This is a genomic window from Pseudomonas sp. KH_027 (genome assembly GCF_057838565.1).
The window spans coordinates 3,117,418-3,135,346 of record NZ_CM174470.1 but is presented as its reverse complement, the minus strand read 5'-3'; the positions used below and the strand labels follow the sequence as shown (position 1 = coordinate 3,135,346).

General features: G+C 62.3%; 18 protein-coding genes. 8 read left to right on the top strand and 10 right to left on the bottom strand.

Going from position 1 to position 17,929, the window contains the following annotated elements:
* The first annotated feature begins 96 nt into the window (after positions 1-96).
* Complete coding sequence (locus AC3IYG_RS14720; protein ID WP_489309582.1) at positions 97-813, top strand: UTRA domain-containing protein; 717 nt, start codon at positions 97-99, stop codon at positions 811-813.
* Positions 814-946: 133 nt separating this feature from the next.
* Here the strand turns inward: AC3IYG_RS14720 and AC3IYG_RS14715 are convergent, their stop codons facing one another.
* Positions 947-1,750, bottom strand: coding sequence for an MBL fold metallo-hydrolase (locus AC3IYG_RS14715; RefSeq protein WP_489309580.1), 804 nt, complete (start codon positions 1,748-1,750; stop codon positions 947-949).
* 84 nt (positions 1,751-1,834) lie between these two features.
* On the opposite strand from AC3IYG_RS14715, the gene AC3IYG_RS14710 reads away from it, so the two are divergent.
* Complete coding sequence (locus tag AC3IYG_RS14710; RefSeq protein ID WP_489309578.1) at positions 1,835-2,797, top strand: GlxA family transcriptional regulator; 963 nt, start codon at positions 1,835-1,837, stop codon at positions 2,795-2,797.
* 115 nt (positions 2,798-2,912) lie between these two features.
* Here the strand turns inward: AC3IYG_RS14710 and AC3IYG_RS14705 are convergent, their stop codons facing one another.
* The 5 genes from AC3IYG_RS14705 to minC form a co-directional block, all read right to left on the bottom strand.
* Positions 2,913-4,199 carry a M18 family aminopeptidase gene (locus AC3IYG_RS14705; RefSeq protein WP_489309576.1) on the bottom strand — a complete coding sequence of 429 codons (1,287 nt, stop codon included), beginning with the start codon at positions 4,197-4,199 and terminating at the stop codon, positions 2,913-2,915.
* Positions 4,200-4,329: 130 nt separating this feature from the next.
* Positions 4,330-4,965 (bottom strand): RluA family pseudouridine synthase, encoded by a 636-nt coding sequence (locus AC3IYG_RS14700; protein ID WP_489309575.1) that lies wholly within the window; start codon positions 4,963-4,965, stop codon positions 4,330-4,332.
* 176 nt (positions 4,966-5,141) lie between these two features.
* Entirely contained in the window at positions 5,142-5,396 is a 255-nt protein-coding gene (minE, locus tag AC3IYG_RS14695) for a cell division topological specificity factor MinE (RefSeq protein ID WP_489309573.1), read from the bottom strand.
* Positions 5,396-6,208 (bottom strand): septum site-determining protein MinD, encoded by an 813-nt coding sequence (minD, locus tag AC3IYG_RS14690; RefSeq protein ID WP_489309571.1) that lies wholly within the window; start codon positions 6,206-6,208, stop codon positions 5,396-5,398. Before minD ends, minE begins: the two co-directional genes overlap by 1 nt.
* Before the next feature lie 112 nt (positions 6,209-6,320).
* Complete coding sequence (gene minC / locus AC3IYG_RS14685) at positions 6,321-7,061, bottom strand: septum site-determining protein MinC (protein WP_489309569.1); 741 nt, start codon at positions 7,059-7,061, stop codon at positions 6,321-6,323.
* Positions 7,062-7,193: 132 nt separating this feature from the next.
* Between minC and AC3IYG_RS14680 the strand changes: the two genes are divergently transcribed.
* Positions 7,194-8,126 carry a lipid A biosynthesis lauroyl acyltransferase gene (locus tag AC3IYG_RS14680; RefSeq protein WP_489309567.1) on the top strand — a complete coding sequence of 311 codons (933 nt, stop codon included), beginning with the start codon at positions 7,194-7,196 and terminating at the stop codon, positions 8,124-8,126.
* Between the two features lie 43 nt (positions 8,127-8,169).
* Complete coding sequence (locus tag AC3IYG_RS14675) at positions 8,170-9,357, top strand: patatin-like phospholipase family protein (protein ID WP_489309565.1); 1,188 nt, start codon at positions 8,170-8,172, stop codon at positions 9,355-9,357.
* Positions 9,358-9,400: 43 nt separating this feature from the next.
* On the opposite strand, the gene AC3IYG_RS14670 is transcribed toward AC3IYG_RS14675, so the two are convergent.
* From AC3IYG_RS14670 to AC3IYG_RS14660, 3 genes are all read right to left on the bottom strand, one after another.
* Entirely contained in the window at positions 9,401-10,168 is a 768-nt protein-coding gene (locus AC3IYG_RS14670; protein ID WP_489309564.1) for an MlaA family lipoprotein, read from the bottom strand.
* Positions 10,161-11,459 (bottom strand): serine/threonine protein kinase, encoded by a 1,299-nt coding sequence (locus AC3IYG_RS14665; protein WP_489309562.1) that lies wholly within the window; start codon positions 11,457-11,459, stop codon positions 10,161-10,163. The genes AC3IYG_RS14670 and AC3IYG_RS14665 overlap by 8 nt, the downstream gene beginning before the upstream one ends.
* An 84-nt stretch (positions 11,460-11,543) precedes the next feature.
* Positions 11,544-12,032: a GNAT family N-acetyltransferase gene (locus AC3IYG_RS14660; protein WP_489309561.1), complete on the bottom strand. Its 489-nt coding sequence runs from the start codon at positions 12,030-12,032 to the stop codon at positions 11,544-11,546.
* Positions 12,033-12,198: 166 nt separating this feature from the next.
* Here AC3IYG_RS14660 and AC3IYG_RS14655 point away from each other — a divergent pair, with 166 nt between their 5' ends.
* A complete protein-coding gene (locus AC3IYG_RS14655) occupies positions 12,199-12,570 on the top strand; it encodes a hypothetical protein (RefSeq protein WP_489309559.1) in 372 nt (123 codons plus the stop codon).
* A 65-nt stretch (positions 12,571-12,635) separates the two neighbouring features.
* Here AC3IYG_RS14655 and AC3IYG_RS14650 read toward each other — a convergent pair whose 3' ends face one another.
* Positions 12,636-14,189, bottom strand: a complete 1,554-nt coding sequence (locus tag AC3IYG_RS14650; RefSeq protein WP_489309557.1) for a glycoside hydrolase family 17 protein — start codon at positions 14,187-14,189, stop codon at positions 12,636-12,638.
* Positions 14,190-14,541: 352 nt separating this feature from the next.
* On the opposite strand from AC3IYG_RS14650, the gene AC3IYG_RS14645 reads away from it, so the two are divergent.
* From AC3IYG_RS14645 to AC3IYG_RS14635, 3 genes are all read left to right on the top strand, one after another.
* Entirely contained in the window at positions 14,542-15,390 is an 849-nt protein-coding gene (locus AC3IYG_RS14645; RefSeq protein ID WP_489309556.1) for a glycine betaine ABC transporter substrate-binding protein, read from the top strand.
* Between the two features lie 253 nt (positions 15,391-15,643).
* Positions 15,644-15,958 carry a DUF485 domain-containing protein gene (locus tag AC3IYG_RS14640; RefSeq protein WP_489309554.1) on the top strand — a complete coding sequence of 105 codons (315 nt, stop codon included), beginning with the start codon at positions 15,644-15,646 and terminating at the stop codon, positions 15,956-15,958.
* Positions 15,955-17,613 carry a cation acetate symporter gene (locus AC3IYG_RS14635; protein WP_489309552.1) on the top strand — a complete coding sequence of 553 codons (1,659 nt, stop codon included), beginning with the start codon at positions 15,955-15,957 and terminating at the stop codon, positions 17,611-17,613. Before AC3IYG_RS14640 ends, AC3IYG_RS14635 begins: the two co-directional genes overlap by 4 nt.
* Positions 17,614-17,929 lie beyond the last annotated feature (316 nt).

Below are 17,929 nucleotides of genomic sequence, written 5' to 3'. Positions count from 1 at the left end.
CTAGGCTGCCTAGGATCATCGTTCTATCACTGGCTCTCACCGAGCCGATCCAGGCCCTGAAGCGGGGCTGGACTAGTCCAGAAGGGGCAAGAACTGATGCGAGATGAAGCACCCCGCGCGGTGACGGCCATCTGTCGCGCGCTGGAAGAGCAGATTGAGCACGGCTTGTTGTCGTCAGGCAGCAAGTTGCCGGCTGAGCGCAAACTCAGCGAGCTGTTCGCTACCACGCGGATCACCCTGCGTGAGGCGTTGGGGCAACTGGAGGCCCAGGGCCTGATCTATCGGGAAGAGCGTCGCGGCTGGTTTGTCTCGCCCGCGCGGTTGGCGTACAACCCACTGGTGCGCAGCCACTTCCATGCGATGGTCGGTGAACAGGGGCGAGAGCCTGCTACCGAGGTCTTGTCGGCGCGCCTGCAACCAGCCTCGGCGGCCATCTGCGACCTGCTGGAATTGCCGGCGCTGTCCAGCGTGATACAAATCCGCCGGGCGCGGCGGATCGATGGGCGGCTGGTGCTGTATGTCGAGCACTACCTCAATCCGGCGTATTTTCCCGAGATTCTGAGCTTCGACCTGACCCGCTCGCTGACCGAACTGTACGCGCAGCAGTACGATATCTTCTATGGGCGGGTGCGTTTCGACATGGTGCCGACCGCATTGCACGTGGATGGCGCGGCAGCCCTCAAAGTTTCGCTCGGCAGTCCGGCGCTGCGCATCACCCGGATCAACCGGGACCAGCACGGCCGGCTGATCGACTGCGACATCGAGTACTGGCGGCACGACGCCATCCATGTGAGCGTCGAAGTGCCGGAATAGACCTGCGCTTGTTTAGGCGCCAGCGCTGCTGGCGATCCCGGGAATAGAGCAGGACGCAAGCAGTTCTTTGCTGGGTGCGATTTACCGCACCCAGATCGTTCAGCGAAGACACCATGGTGCGGTAAACCGCGCCCTACGCGGCTACCCCTGCTTGGCTCGCTGCCCGGAACTCCAGCGTCTCCCCATCCAGTGGCACTCTCAATCTCTCCCCCAGTTGCCGCTGGGCGGCTTCGCGCAGCAGCTCGCTGCGGGTCACCGGGCAATGGTCGAGGGCCTCCAGATGGTTGGCCACGACTATGCCCTTGCTTAGTCGGAGTGCGCTGAGAATGTCCGCTTTGCCCATGATGATGGGGCTGCCGATATCGAGCGCCGCGCCGCCGGCCGGCAGCACGCTGACCTCCGGCGCCAGTACGCTCAGGCAATGGCGTACCTCGTCGGTGAGTAGGGTATCGCCGGCTATGTAGAGGCTGGGCTCGCCCGGAATCTGGATGAAGTAGCCATGCCCATGGGCCATCAAGCTGCCGATAAAACCTTCGCCGTGCAGGCAGGGAATCGGCTGGATGCTGCCGCCAAAGAAGGGGCTGAGCGACTGCTCGGGCAGCGCCTGGTGGACATTGAGCCGAAGCTTGCGCAAATAGTCCGCGTCCTCCGCCATGCAGATTACCGGCAGCTTGTGCTCGCGCAGCCAACGGACAGCGGCGCGGTCGAGGTGGTCGAAGTGGCCTTTCTGGCAGTGGGTAATCAGGCAGTGGGTCACCTGGTCCAGCAGCTCGGAGGCGTTGTCCGGTAGCTCGACCAGCGGGTTGCGCCGGCGGTTGACGGTCAGCCATTTGAGCGAGGGTATTTGGCCCTGGTCCGCCAGCATGGGGTCGACCAGCAGGTGGACATCGCCGAATTCGACGATAAGGGTGGCATTGCGCAGCTGGGTGATTTGCATGGTGAGCTCCGGGATAAGTGTCGCCATTGTAAAAATCCCCCGGTCACGCGAGGATGGCAGGAATTGCCATAAAACGGACATTTCATGACAATCCAGAAAATAGGCTTGCTGCTTTATCCCGGGTGCATGCCGGCCGGCTTATTTGCCTTTGCCGACCTCCTGCTCTCGGCCAATCGCCGGGTCGGCGAGCGGTGCTTTGAAGTGTGCTGGGTAGGGCTGGATAGCGAACCGGTCGAGTGTGTTCATGGCATGCGCCTGCAGCCGGACACCGCACTGGCCGAGGCGGGCTGCACGGCCTTGCTGATCCCCGGGCTCTGGGCGGATTCGGAGGCCAAGATGGCGCGTGTGCTGGAAAGCAACCGTGGGCTGGTTCGCATCCTGGCCCAACTGGACCGCAAGACCCAGCTGTGGAGCTATTGCACGGGAGTGTGCCTGCTGGCCCAGAGCGGGCGTTTGAGCGGCGAGGCGGCGACCGCCACCTGGTGGCTGGCGGACAGCCTGCAGGCGCGATTTCCTCAGGTGAATTGGCAATTTCAACAGACCCAGGTGTTCAATCGTCTGACCGCCACGGCCTCCGGCGCCAGCGGCTACTTGCTGATCGCCAAGGCGCTGATCGAGGGCCAGCTGGGCGCGGGGGTCTATCGCGATATTGCCAAGCTGATGGTGCTGCCGCGGCCCGAGCCGGCCGCTCCGGTTTTTAGCGCCATCAGTCTGATGGAGCAGGCTGACCCGCTGTTGCGCAAGCTGCATCTGCTGGTGGAAAAGCGGCCGGCGCAACAGCTCAACGTGCAGCAGTTGGCGGATGAGCTGGCCGTGACGGCGCGTACCCTGGCGCGCAGGATCAAGGCGCTGACGGGCAATGCCGTGGCTGACCAGATACGCCTGATAAAACTCAACCAGGCCGGCGAGCGGCTGATCCTGACCTCCGATTCGATCAGTCTGATCAGCGATAGTCTGGGCTTCAGCGACGAGTCGAGCTTTCGCCGCACCTTCAAGCGCGTCACCGGGCAAACGCCGGTGGCCTATCGTCAGCAGTTCAAGCTGTAGTTCATTGTAAGGGGCCGTTTATCGCGCCAACGCCGCTCGGCAGGAGCGCAATGCAGCGGTAAACCGCACCCACAGGCACCGGTCACAGGGCTGTGACAGTGAGGGCGTCAGTCGCTCAGAACAGTTCGGCGCCGTAGAACGCCGTCAGCACCTTGACCAGGTGCGCCAGGTCATGGCTGCCGGCCAGTTCGCGGATCGAGTGCATGGCAAAGGTCGGCAGGCCGATATCCACCGTGCGTACACCGAGCTGGCCGGCGGTGAGCGGGCCGGTGGTCGAGCCGCAGCCCATGTCGCTACGCACCACAAAGCTCTGCACCGGTACTTCTTCGGCCAGGCACAGGTGGCGGAAGAAGCCGGCGGTTTCGCTGCTGGTGGCGTAACGCTGGTTGCTGTTGACCTTGATCACCGGCCCAGCGTTGAGTTTCGGGCCGTGGTTGGCGTCGTGCTTGTCGGCGTAGTTCGGGTGCACGCCGTGGGCGTTGTCGGCGGAAACCAGCAGGGACTTCTGGATGATCCGCACAAAGGCATCGCCTGCGGGCAGCAGGCGCCGTAGCACTTGCTCGAGCATCGGGCCATCGGCGCCACAGGCCGAGCAGGAGCCTACTTCCTCATGGTCGGTGCAGATCAGTACGCAGGTTTCGTCGCCCGTGTGGCCGAGCAGTGCCTGCAGACCGGCGTAGCAGGACAGCAGGTTGTCCAGGCGCGCACCGGCGATGAAGTCGCCGTTCAGGCCGATCACTGCCGCCCCTTGGGTGTCGTAGAAGCTCAGTTCGTAGTCCAGCACCGCATCGGCGTTGAGGCCATGCTCGCGGCTCAACTGATCGGCCAGCAGGGCGCGGAAGTCATAACGCTCGTCACCGGCGACCTGGGCCAGAATCGGCGGCAGCTCGTTCTGCGCATTGATCGCCCAGCCCTGGTTGGCTTCGCGATTGAGGTGGATTGCCAGGTTGGGGATGACCGCGATGGGCAGTTGGAAGTCGATCAGCTGGCTTTCGACCTTGCCGTCGCGGCGGAAGGTGACCCGCCCGGCGAGCGACAGGTCGCGGTCGAACCAGGGCGCGAGCAGGGCGCCGCCGTAGACTTCGACCCCCAGTTGCAGGAAGCCTTGGCGCTGCAGTTCTGGTTGCGGTTTCACCCGCAGGCAGGGGCTGTCGGTGTGGGCGCCAACCAGACGAAGGCCGCCTTCCAAGGGCGGGCGCTTGCCGAGTTGGATGGCGATGATCGAGGAGTCGTTGCGCGTCACGTAGTAACGGCCGCCGGCTTCGGTGGCCCAGGGCTCGCGTTCGTCCAACGCTACAAAACCCGCGGCTTCCAGGCGCTGAACCAGGCTGGCGGTGGCGTGGAAAGGGGTGGGCGAGGTCCTGAGAAAGTCGATCAGGCCTTGATTCAATTCTTCGCGCATAGGGCACTCCAGGCGGCAATGCCGGCAGTTTACCGTATTGACCGGGGCGATTGGACGGCGGCGCGCTGGCGGGGGCCAAATGCGCCGCCGTCGAACGGCGATCTTCGAGCAGGGTGGATCTGGATGGTTTTCAGAACGGCGCCGGGCATTCGAAGCGCAGGCGTTCGCCGCTTTGCGGATGGCTGAAAGCGAGCATGCTGGCGTGCAGGCACAGGCGCCCATAGGCGGCGAGGGCTTGCTCATGGGCGTACAGCCCGTCGCCGAGCAGCGGATGGCCGATCGAGAGCATGTGCACCCGCAATTGGTGCGAGCGGCCGGTGATCGGCGTCAATTCGACACGGCTGTAGTGGCCGCAGCGTTCCAGTACCCGCCAGAAGGTCAGGGCATGCCGGCCCTGTTCGTGGTCGACCACATGGCGCGGTTTGGTCGGCGGGTCGTAGCGCAGCGGCAGTTCGATCCGGCCGCTGTCCAGCTCCGGTTCGCCCCAGCACAGCGCGGTGTAGGCTTTTTCCGTCTCGCGGTCGTGGAATTGCCGTGACAGTTCGCGGTGGCTGTCGGCATCGCGGGCCAGCAGGATCAGGCCGGAGGTTTCCCAATCCAGGCGATGGACGATGCGCGCTTCGGGAAAGCCGTTTTCCTGCAGGCGGGTGATCAGGCAGTCCTTGTTGTCATCGGCGCGGCCAGGCACCGAGAGCAGCAGGGTCGGCTTGTTGATCACCAGGACGGCGGCGTCCTGGTGGATGATTTCAATCTGGCTGAGCGGCATGGGCGTTTGCGCTGTGCTGAGGGCGGGAAGTGCTTGTATGGGAGCGGTTTCAGCCGCGAAGCCTGGCAAGAGCGAATCGCGGCTGAAGCCGCTCCCACGGGTATTTGGCTGTTGCTAATGAAATGGCGGCCATTAAGGCCGCCATGTTCAGCGCGCTATCGTGAAGGCTGAGGCTTTCAGCGATCCGGCAGGGTGATGTTGAGTTCCAGAATCGAGCAGCTGCCCTGGTTCTCCAGTGCGACATGTACTTGATCTGAATCGATGTTTACGTATTTGCGAATGACCTCGACCAATTCCTGCTGCAAGGCAGGCAGGTAGTCAGGCTTGCTGCGTTGACCGCGCTCGTGGGCGACGATGATCTGCAGGCGCTCTTTCGCAATGGACGCAGTGGATTCCTTCTTACGTTCACGAAAGAAGTCGAAAATATTCATTAGCGTGCTCCGAATAGGCGTTGCAGGAGGCCTTTCTTCTGCACATCCAAGAACCGATGCCCCACTTCCTTGCCGAGCAGGCGATCGACGGCATCGCTATAGGCTTGGCCAGCGTCACTTTGGTCGTCGAGGATCACCGGTACGCCTTGGTTGGACGCTTTCAGTACCGCTTGCGACTCCGGGATTACGCCAAGCAGGCGGATGGCGAGGATTTCCTCGACGTCTTCCACGCCGAGCATTTCACCCTTGGTCACGCGCTCCGGGTTGTAACGGGTCAGCAGCAGGTGCTCTTTGATGGGTTCGTCGCCTTTCTCGGCGCGGCGCGATTTGCTCGCCAGCAGGCCGAGCATGCGGTCGGAGTCGCGTACGGACGAGACTTCCGGGTTGGTCACGACAATCGCTTCATCGGCGAAGTACATGGCCAGATGCGCACCTTTTTCGATCCCGGCCGGCGAGTCGCAGACCACGAATTCGAAGGTTTCGCGCAGTTCATTGATGATTTTTTCTACGCCTTCCTGGGTCAGCGCGTCTTTATCGCGCGTCTGGCTGGCGGCCAGGACATAGAGGTTTTCCAGGCGTTTGTCCTTGATCAGGGCCTGGGTGAGGGTCGCTTCGCCGTTGACGACGTTGACGAAGTCATACACCACGCGGCGTTCGCAGCCCATGATCAGGTCGAGGTTACGCAGGCCGACGTCAAAGTCGACGATGACAGTTCTGTGCCCGCGAAGGGCAAGGCCGGTACCGATGGCGGCGCTGGTGGTGGTTTTACCCACGCCACCCTTGCCGGAAGTGACTACGATGATCTTGGCCAAGGTGATTCACCCCAAATGTAAATAAAATCAGGAACTTATAAGCCGTACTGCGGCTGTGCGAATTCCCGTAAGGCCCCTGTGGGCTTAACTTAAAAATCTGCGGCAGTATCCGTTAAAGACGGGTGATGTTCAACATGTCGCCCGACAGGCTGACATGTACGGCATCGCCCCACAACGGATCGCGCCGGAGGTCTTCCGAGACCTTGTATTGGCCGGCAATCGAGAGCATTTCGGCGCCCATCTGCTGGCAAAAAATTCGTGCTTTGGTATCGCCTTTGACGCCGGCCAGTGCCCGGCCGCGCATGGGGGCGTAAACATGGATGTTGCCGTCGGCGAGAAGTTCCGCGCCGGCGCTGACCGGTGCCAGCACGATCAGGTCGCCGCCTTGGGCATAGACCTGCTGGCCACCGCGTACCGGGGTGGTGATGACTTTGGTCGGTCTGGCGATCGGTTCGGCGGGTTTTTCCGCTTTTTTCCGCGCGGCAATACTTTCGACCGGCTCGACCAGCCGTTCGCGCGCACCGGAGGGCGGCAGGACGGGCAGGTCGAGGGCGGTGGCGGCGGCGATGTCTTCCTCGCGGCTGGCGCGGATGGCCAGGGTGCGCAGGCCGTGGCGACGGCAGACGGCCATCAGTGCGCCGAGGTCGAGCAGCCCTTCGGCATCCGGCAGTTTGTCCACAGCCAGCACCAGCGGGGTGTTGCTGAAGAAGTTTGGCGCCTGGGCAACCTTTTCCGCCAGTTGCAGTTCGAGGCGGTCGAGGTCGTTGTGCGCCAGTTCCAGCACCGTGATGGCGAGCATGCTGCCCTTGAGCTGGAACACGGGGTCTTGGTTGAGAAGATCGGCTTGGCTCATGGTGTGCCTGGTGGCCTTAGGTAGTCTGCTGAGGGCGGAATTAGTCGGGACTTATAGCGAGAACGCGGTTGGGCCGCAAGCCGAGCGGACTCCTGTAGAATGCGCGGCCTTGTTGATTGTCCGGAATTCGAGATGGATCGTCCGCGTTTTCGTGCCCATTTTCTCCACCCGCGTTACTGGTTGCTGTGGCTGGGCCTTGGTTTGCTCTGGCTGATTACCCAATTGCCCTATGCGCTGTTGCTCAAGTGTGGGCGCGGCCTGGGCGCATTGATGTACCGGGTGGCGAGTTCGCGTCGGCAGATTGCCGCACGCAATTTGCAGCTGTGCTTTCCAGAGCTGTCAGCGGTTGAGCGTAAGCGTTTGTTGAAAGAAAACTTCACCTCTACCGGCATCGCTTTCTTCGAGACAGCGATGAGTTGGTGGTGGTCCAAGAAGCGTCTGGCGCCATTGGGGCATATCGAAGGGTTGGAGCACTTGAAGCAGGCTCAGGCGGATGGACAGGGCGTGATTATGGTCGCTGTGCATTTCACCACGCTGGAAATGGGCGCCGCGATCCTTGGTCAACAACACACCATCGATGGCATGTATCGCGAGCACAAAAACCCACTGTTCGATTTCGTCCAACGGCGTGGCCGTGAGCGCCACAACCTGGATGCCACGGCCATTGAACGGGATGATGTGCGCGCCATGATCAAGGTGCTGCGTGCGGGGCGGGCCATCTGGTATGCGCCTGATCAGGACTACGGCCCCAAACAGAGCGTGTTCGTGCCGTTGTTCGGGATCGTCGCTGCGACCGTCACCGCGACGACCAAGTTCGCTCGGCTCGGCAAGGCGCGCGTGGTGCCCTTTACTCAGAAGCGTCTTGAGGGCGGTGCAGGTTATAGCCTGGTGATCCATCCGCCGTTCGAGGATTTTCCCGGGGAGAGCGAGGAGGCCGATTGCCTGCGCATCAACCAATGGGTCGAGGGCGTCATTCGCGAATGCCCCGAGCAATACCTGTGGGCGCACCGCCGCTTCAAGACGCGACCGCCGGGTGAGCCCAAGTTATACAAAAAGCACGCTTAACAGGCCGCTCCTATAATCGGCCAAATAATTTGAGAGAGCGCCGATGAATCAAGCCGAACGCCCTGCCAAACCGGTCACCGGGCTGATTCTCTCTGGCGGCGGTGCCAGGGCGGCCTATCAGGTCGGGGTGTTGGCGGCGATTGCCGACCTGCTGCCGGATGCCACGCAGAATCCTTTTCCAGTGATAGTCGGCACCTCCGCCGGTGCGATCAATGCCGTGGGGCTTGCCTGTGGCGCGTTGCATTTCACCGAGGCGATCCGCCGGCTGACCCAGGTGTGGCAAGGCTTCCATACCCATCAGGTGTATCGCAGCGACCTCCCTGGCGTACTGCGCCAGGCCTATCGTTTTCTCGCCCATAGCTTGCTCGGTCTGGGCAAGGATTTGCCCGTCGCGCTGCTCGACAGTGCGCCGCTGCGTGAGTTGCTGGAGCGGGAGATGGACTTTTCCGGGATTGCGGCGGCGGTGCGGGCGCGTCAGCTGCGCGCGGTAGCGGTGACGGCATTCGGTTATGAGTCCGGCCAGGCGGTGACCTTCTATCAGGGGCGCGCGACCATCGATCCCTGGTTTCGCCATCGCCGGGTAGGCGTACCCACCCGGCTGAAGCTCGAGCACCTGCTCGCCAGCGCGTCGATCCCGTTGATTTTTCCGCCGGTGAAGATCAATCGCGAATACTTTGGCGACGGTGCGGTGCGCCAGTCAGCGCCGATCAGCCCGGCGCTGCACCTGGGCGCCACCCGCGTGCTGGTGGTCGGGGTCAGCGGTAATGCGCAGAATGGCGATGCCAATCAGGTCATCGTCAGGCCACAAAGCGGGCGCCCACCCAGCCTGGCGCAGATCAGCGGCCATATGCTCAACAGCACCTTTATCGACAGCCTGGAAGGCGACATCGAGCTGCTCGAGCGGCTCAACCAGATGACTCGTTTGCTGCCCGCTTCGCTGCCATCGCGCAGTTTGGCGCTCAAACCCGTGGAGGTGCTGGTGATCGCCCCGAGCCAGCCGCTGGATCAGATTGCCGCGCGCCATCGTCACGAGTTGCCGAGGGCGCTGCGGATGTTCCTGCGCGGGCCCGGGGCCACCAAGGCCAGCGGAGCCGGGGTGCTCAGCTATCTGCTGTTCGAACCGGGTTACTGCAATGAGCTGATCGAGTTGGGTTACCAGGACGCCATGGCGCAAAAGGCGGCGCTGGTGCGCTTCCTCGACCTGGAACAACTGGCAATGCTCAGCCCGTAAGCCGCCCTGCGGATATCAGCCCAGCAAGCGTTTGAGCAAGGGCCTATTCGGCGATTTGCAGCTTGCGTGCTTCGGTGTAGACGTAGCGGATTTTGTCGTACTCGAACGGTGAGTTGGTCTGGCCGTAGCGGAAATTGGTGGTGTGGCGCTTGTCGACCGCGCGCAGCACGATGATTTCCGGGTGGTTGCTGCTGACTTCGGCAACGTTGAGGAAGTTGATCTGACTCTCCACGCTGAAATCCGCCACCAATCCGCCGGTATCGCGCAGGTTGGACGGGCCGAGGACCGGCAGCATCAGGTAGGGGCCCGCAGGCACGCCATAGAAACCCAAGGTCTGGCCGAAGTCTTCAGTCTGTTTGGGCAGGCCCATCAGGGTGGCGGGGTCCCACAGGCCGGCGACCCCCAGTGTGGTGTTGAGCAGCAACCGTCCGGTGGTTTCCATCGAGCGCTGGCCCTTGAACTGCAACAGGCTGTTGAGCAGGTTGGGGATATCGCCGAGGTTGCTGAAGAAATTGCTTACCCCGCTGCGCAGGAAGCCGGGCGTGATGTAGCGGTAACCGTTGACCACGGGCAGAAATACCCATTCATCGAACCGGTAGTTGAAGTGGTAGACCCGTCGGTTCCAAGACTCCAATGGGTCGTAGACGTTCAGGGCCCCGAAGCTCGAACGCTCGAATTCACGCTGGTCGAGGCCGGGGTTGAATTTCAGCGTTTGCAGGGGCTGGGTGAATCCATCCTGATCAGGTGTCTGTTCAGCGTGGGCCAAGTGGCTGGCGAGCAGCAAGGCAAGCAGGAAGAGGGGCTTAGCCACGGAAGAACTCCAGCATAGCGGCGCTGTTGACGCGGTAGTTGATGTTGCCGCAGTGCCCGCCATGGGGGTAGACAGTCAGGCGGTCGCCTAGGGTGCGACGCAGGAAGCCGAGGTCGCCAGGGCCGAGGATCACATCATCGGCGTTGTGCATCACGGCGATCTTGCTGCTGGTTTTCAGGTAGTCCTCCAGGGCGTAGAGGCTGACCTGGTCGATCAGCTGCAGCAGGCTGCCGCCATCGGTGCGCGCACGCCAGGTGGGTATCAACTGCTCGCGGATGTAGCAGTCGAAGTCGCACAGCAATGCCCGCTTGAGGAATGGCGTGAGGCTGGTGCCTTCGCTGATCGGATACTGCGGCGGGATGATCAGGCCGCGGCGGTTGATCAGGTCGGAGGTGAAGGCGATGTCCGCCGAGGAGAAACGGAACGAGGTGCCAATGAGCATGGCCATTTGCTCGTTGGACAAATGCTGCTTGGACTGCTGGAAGTCGAAAAGCAGGGCATCGTTGAGGTCGATATAGCCTTTCTGCTGGAAGTAACGGGTCAGCTTGCCGAGCACCAGGTCATAGAAGGTGGTGCTGTTATTGATGCCCTTGACCTCGGTTTGCACCAGTCGGTCGAGGTTAGTGATCGAGGTGTAGAGGTTCACTGGCGGGTTGAGCAGCAGCACTTTCTTGAAGTTGAAGCTGCGCCGGGTTTCATCGAGCTTGCTGACGAAGGCCGCGTCAAGGGCGCCGAGGCTGTAACCGGTGAGGTTGAAGTCGGTGATCTCGAGCTTCGGATGCTGGGCGCGAACGGCCTGCATGACCCGGTACAGATCGTCGGCGTCTTCCGCCGAGACGCCCGGGGTGGCATGGCGCGAAGCCGCCACCATGAAGTCATAGCTGGTCGGTGAGGACAGTTGCACCACGTGGTAGCCGGCGCCGTAGAAGAGTTTCTTCAAGTATTCGGTCAGGCTGCTGGAGTAGTGCGCGCCAGTGCCGGCGATGATGAAGATCAGCGGCGCCGGGCCTTTCTGTTCCGCCAGGCGATAGCGCAGCGTGGTCACCGGCCAGAAGTTCTCCGGTAACTCGAACTCGCGTTCAGGGTGCAGTTTAAGGTCGTAGTCGGCTTGGTCGATATCGGCATCGGCCGGCAGGTCCGGGCGCAGCTCCGGCGGGGTGGTGGCGATGGTCGCTTCGAACGGGTTGCTCAGCGGGTAGCCATAGCTGACGGCGTCGATATCGGCTGCCAGCAGCGGCAGGCTGAACATGAGACCGCTCAAGAGCGCAGCAAGACCTGGAAGGCGAGGCATTGCAAAATCCCTTTAGAAGATAAGGTGCTGAGTGAATACGCTGGCTATTACAACTGCAAGCATTCTGTGTGTCGAGGTGTGGATTCAGTTCGCATGCCGAGCCAGCTCGGTAAGGGCCGCACCGCTCAGGCGATAGGCGGTCCAGTCATCCTGCGGGCGGGCGCCAAGGCGGTGATAGAAGCCGAGGGCTGGTTCGTTCCAGTCCAATACCGACCACTCCAGGCGCCCGCAACCGCGGCTCACGGTCAAGTGCGCCAATTCTGCCAGCAGCGCCTTGCCCAGCCCGGCCCCCCGAGCGCTGCTGCGCACGTAAAGGTCTTCCAGGTAGATGCCGGGTTTGCCGAGGAAGGTCGAGTAGTTGTGGAAGAACAATGCAAAACCGGCGGGTTCGCCGTCCAGTTCACCGATCAGCACCTCGGCAAACGGCCGTGGGCCGAACAGGTGTTCGCTCATCAGCGCCGGGTCGGCGACGACCTGCGCGCTGAGTTTTTCGTATTCGGCCAGTTCGCGGATCAAGCTGAGGATGAGCGGGATGTCGTCGCGCTGGGCGGGGCGAAGCTGAATGCGGGACATGGGGATTCCTTTTATAGGCCGTGCCAGAGCTTGCCGTGTTCCAGCACCATTCGGCAACTGGGGGAGGTCTGGGGCGGTGTGCCGGCCGTCAGTGCCGAGCGCTCGAGTTTGCATCCGGCGGGCGGAAGATTATGCTGGGCGCCGTTTTCATCCATTGGAGAGCCCCATGTCCCGCCGTTTGCCCTTGATCGCGCTGCTAATCGTTCTGTCGCTGTGGTTGGCCGCCAGCTATGGGCTGCGTTTTGCGCTGATGGAGGATAGCCAGTGGGTGGGCCTGTGTGTGGATGGGGTGCAGCGTTGGGAATGCCAGGTGCGTTCCGGGCTGGGACTGCTGATCCATTTCCGAGTGATCGCCTGGGCGGCATTGGGTTGCTCGATTCTGGCTTTCTTTGTGCCGGGGCGCTCGGGTTGGGGGCTGGCGGTGTTGGCGCTGCTGTTCGCCTTGCCGGCGCTGGTGCTCTACAGCGCCAGCCTGGCGGTGTTTGCCGTGGTGATCGCCGCGCTGCGGCTGGTGCGGGCGCCACGCCTGGCGGTCTGAACCTGCGGGCAAGAAAAAAGGGATGACTGAGTCATCCCTTTTTTGTTTCGCCGATCAGCTGAAGGTTACGCCGTTCTGACGCGCAAGCTGCGCCATAGCGCCGCGACCAGCAGGATGCTGACCAGCGCCCAGCCGATGGCTTGCAGGTTGCCGAGGGTCTCCTGGTAGAGCTGCGGGATGATGCCGGCGCCGATGATCAGGGTCAGCACGGCGATTTCACGGCGTGGGCCGGCCACCGGACGGCACAGGTACACCAGTGCCGGCAGCAGCAGCGCCGCGCTCGGGAAGCTGCGGTAACGCGGGTCGAATACCAGGCTGAGCATCAGTACCGCACCGGCGAAGCCGGCGGCTGCCAGCCACCAGCCGCCACGGGCTTGCAGCCAGGCGAACAGCCGGGCGCGCCAGCCCGCTTTGGCCGACAACGCCAGCGCCGCATGGGCCAGCACCAGCAGATTCAAACCGACCAGGAAGGCTGCCCACAGCCATTCACCGGCAAAGCGGCTGGTGACCCGCGCCAACTCGCCCCAGAGGCCGATGCAGGCGGCGCCGAGGGCCGCCAGCAATGGCAGGATCAGCGCGGCGCGGGTGGAGGGCGGGCGCCCGGCCAGTAGCAGGGTGGCGAGGAAGATCAGGCCGCTGACGCTGAGCCAGAAGGTCCAGTTCGGCAGGTTGGAGACCGGGCCGGCGAGTACCGACTTGTCCTGGCGGTCGGCATCGAACAGGCCCCAGTAACCGCCCACGGCGCCTTCGCTGACCCGCTTCCAGGGCTGGTCGAAGGCTTCGATCAGGTTGTAGTGCCAACCATTCTGCTCGGCCATGGCGACGAAGCCGCGGACGAACTTGGCTTCGTTGACCCGGCTCGGCAGTGCGGTTTCACGTTGACGACCTTCGCTGGGCCAGCCGGTTTCGCCGATCAGGATGTCCTTGGGGGCGAATTTATTGCCAAACACCTGGCGGATTTCGGCAACGTGGGCCAGGGCTTCGTCGATCCCCGCCGGGTCGTCTTCCCAGTAAGGCAGTAGGTGGATGGTCAGGAAGTCCACGGCGGGCGCGACCTCCGGGTACTGCAGCCAGAACTCCCAGACATCGGCATAGGTCACCGGCTGCTTGACCTGGGCCTTGACCTGGCTGATCAGCGTTGCCAGTTGGGCGCCGGTGACTTCCTTGCGCAGCAGGGTTTCGTTGCCGACGATCACCGACTGCACGACATCCGGGTTTTCGTTGGCGGACTTGATCAGCGCTGCGACTTCTTTCTGCGTGTCCACGGGGTTGCCGTTGACCCAGGCGCCCAGCATCAATTGCAGACCATGCTTGCGGGCCAGCGCCGGGATGGCTTCCAGGCCGGTCATGGAATAGGTGCGGATGCACTGGAAGCGCGTGGCCAACAGCGCCAGGTCGGCGTCCATGCGCTCCGGGCGCAGGGCGAAAGGCTGGTCGAAGGGCGATTGGTCCTTGTCGAACGGCGTGTAGGAGGCGCACTGCAACTTGTGCGTCGGCGTCGCCGCGTCCGGCAGCACGAGCGGCTGGCCGAGGCCATACCAGAGCCCGGCGAGGGCGAATACGGCGAGCAGACAGGCGAACACATAAGGTAGGGCTGGGAAGCGGGCGGTAGCTGGCATGATCGGACGCATCTGGGAGCAAAGCCGCGCATCTTACCTGCATTCCCGGCATTTCGGGCATAACGGGCAGCTCACCGCAGCGCAGAGAATGGCAGCGGTGCACAGGCCATGGCGGTAGCGAATGGTCATGGGGCTTTATGAATGCCCGATTTGCCGGGCGAATGTCGCTTCTCGTTGGCTTGAGGTCGCTATCAGAGCATGTGTGGTTTCGCCCTGAGTCGATTATCGAACTGTCAGCACTCCACTGATGAGGGGCAGGGCTTGTTCAGGGCGTGATGGGGGCGTATCCCAAACCAAAACACCATTCCAGCTGCTCGACATCGATCGGGCGCGCTACTTTCGGGGATCAACAATGAAAATGCGACGGTTATTGGGATTGGGTGCCGGCCTGGCACTTGCACTGAGTACGGGTTTGGCTGCGGCGGCGGAGAAACCAGCGCTCAAAATCGGTTATGTGGACGGTTGGTCGGACAGCGTGGCCACCACCCATGTGGCGGCTGAGGTGATCAAGCAGAAGCTCGGCTATGACGTGCAGTTGATGCCGGTGGCCACCGGCATCATGTGGCAGGGCGTGGCGAAAGGGCAGTTGGACGCCATGCTCTCGGCCTGGCTACCGGTTACCCACGGTGCCTACTACGAGAAGTTGAAGGACCAGGTGGTCGACCTCGGCCCGAACTTCAATGACGCGAAGATCGGCCTGATCGTGCCGGAGTACGTCACGGCCAAGACCATCGGCGACCTGCAAGGGCAGAAAGAAGGTTTTGCCGGGCGTATCGTCGGCATCGACGCCGGTTCGGGCGTGATGCTGAAAACCGATCAGGCGATCAAGGACTACGGTCTGGACTACAAACTGCTGGCCAGTTCCGGCAGTGCGATGACCGCCGAGTTGGCGCGTTCGATCCGCTCGGAAAAACCGATTGCCGTCACCGGCTGGATTCCGCACTGGATGTTCGCCAAGTGGAAGCTGCGTTTCCTGGAAGACCCGAAAGGCGTCTACGGCGCTGCCGAGCACGTCGACAGCATCGCCAACCCGGGCCTGGAGGCCAAAGCGCCGACCGTGGTGGCTTTCCTGAAGAAATTCAACTGGACGCCGAGCGAGATCGGCGAAGTGATGCTGGCCATCGAAGAGGGCGCCAAGCCCGCGGAGGCTGCGCAGAAGTGGGTCAGCGAGCACCCGGATCGGGTCAAAGAGTGGCTGTAACAGCGGCCGCTGAACGCCTGCCGGGAGTCGGGCGGCTAGAGGCCCACTGACTTTCGAAACGTGTCAACCAAGCCGCTCAGTGCCTGCACTGAGCGGCTTTTTTGTTGGCCGCTGCGGCGTTTGCCACTGCACTGGCGGCGCTGCCTTCGACTAAGACTATGGTCTCAACTAAGACTAAGGTCGTCTGTCGCGTGGGGCCAGCCGCTCTAGAGTTACCTCACCAGCAACCCGTGCTGCGGAGGACAACAACAAAATGAACAACGACAGCATTTACCGGCGGATTGAGCAAAGTCCGCGTTTCAAAGAACTGGTGTCCAAGCGCGAGCGCTTCGCCTGGATACTCTCTGCCATCATGCTCGGCCTGTATGTAGCCTTCATCCTGGTCATCGCCTTCGATCCGCAACTGTTCGGCACGCCGATCAGCCCGGGCTCGGCGACTACCTGGGGCATTCCGGTGGGCGTGGGGCTGATCGTCTCGGCTTTTGTGCTGACCGGCATTTACGTATTCCGTGCCAACGGTGAATTCGACGATCTGAACCAGGCCATTCTGGATGAGGTGCAGAAATGATCGCGCGTCTGCTTGCCACCCTGGGCCTGTTCGCCTTCGCTCCGGCTCTCTGGGCCGCCGAAGCGCTGACGGGTGAGGTTCAACGCCAGCCGATGAACGTCTCGGCCATCGTCATGTTCGTCGCCTTCGTCGGCGCCACCCTGTTCATCACCTACTGGGCCTCGAAACGCAATAATTCGACGGCTGACCACTATGCTGCCGGCGGCAAGATCACCGGCTTCCAGAACGGCCTGGCAATCGCCGGCGACTACATGTCAGCGGCGTCTTTCCTGGGTATTTCCGCCCTGGTGTTCACCTCCGGCTACGATGGCCTGATCTACTCGATCGGCTTTCTGGTCGGCTGGCCGATCATTCTGTTCCTGATCGCGGAGCGCCTGCGCAACCTCGGCAAGTACACCTTCGCCGATGTGGCCTCGTACCGCCTCAAGCAGAAGGAAATCCGCACCCTGTCCGCCAGCGGTTCGTTGGTGGTGGTGGCGTTCTACCTGATCGCGCAAATGGTCGGTGCCGGCAAGTTGATCGAGCTGCTGTTCGGCCTCGACTACCACGTCGCGGTGATCCTGGTCGGTATCCTGATGGTGCTCTACGTGCTGTTCGGCGGCATGCTGGCGACCACCTGGGTGCAGATCATCAAAGCCGTGCTGCTGCTTTCCGGCGCTTCGTTCATGGCCTTGATGGTGATGAAGCACGTCAACTTCGACTTCGGCACGCTGTTCGCCGAAGCGGTGAAAGTGCACGTCAAAGGTCAGGCGATCATGAGCCCTGGCGCACTGGTGAAAGATCCGGTGTCGGCGATTTCCCTCGGTCTGGCATTGATGTTCGGTACGGCAGGCCTGCCGCACATCCTCATGCGCTTCTTCACCGTGAGCGACGCCAAGGAAGCCCGCAAGAGCGTGTTCTACGCGACCGGCTTTATCGGCTACTTCTACATCCTGACCTTCATCATCGGTTTCGGCGCGATCCTGTTGGTCAGCACCAACCCGGTGTTCAAGGATGCAGCCGGTGCCCTGCTGGGCGGCAACAACATGGCCGCGGTACACCTGGCCAACGCCGTCGGTGGCAGCCTGTTCCTCGGTTTCATCTCGGCAGTGGCGTTCGCCACCATTCTTGCGGTGGTTGCCGGTTTGACCTTGGCCGGTGCTTCGGCGGTGTCCCATGACATCTATGCCAGCGTGATCAAGAAGGGCAAGGCCAACGAGAAGGATGAACTGCGCGTTTCGAAGATCACCACCATCGCCCTCGGCGTACTCGCCATCGGCCTGGGTATCCTGTTCGAGAAGCAGAACATCGCCTTCATGGTCGGCCTGGCGTTCTCGATTGCCGCCAGCTGCAACTTCCCGGTGCTGTTTCTCAGCATGTACTGGAAGAACCTGACCACCCGTGGCGCCATGATCGGCGGCTGGCTGGGCCTGGTCACCGCAGTGGGCCTGATGATCCTTGGCCCAACCGTATGGGTGCAGGTGCTGGGTAATGCCCAGGCCATCTTCCCGTACGAGTACCCGGCGCTGTTCTCGATGATCGTGGCTTTTGCCGGTATCTGGTTCTTCTCCATCACGGACAAGTCCACTGCCGCTGCCGATGAGCGTGCGCGCTTCCTGCCGCAATTCGTCCGCTCGCAAACCGGCCTCGGTGCCAGCGGTGCCGCAGCTCACTAAACCACGCTCCTTTGAGTGATTTGGGCAGCCCTCGGGCTGCCCTTTTTTGTTTGCGCAGCACAGAGTGCCGGCTCAGCCCGGTCGGCGCCGCCCCACGGGCCTCAACCTGACGCTACATCAGGTCGCAGGCGCCACTATCCACTGTTTACGGATAATGCCGAAGCGCATCGCTCATCTCGCGTGCTTGGCGCCAAGTGATTCGTGCTCGATTGTGTGGTGCAGGCGCGCAGAAGCGTCATGCATCGGTGGTTGTTGAACGATGCCGAACAGCAGTCCGGGAATAGTTTTCAGCGCAATAAAAAGGTTATGTCCCACT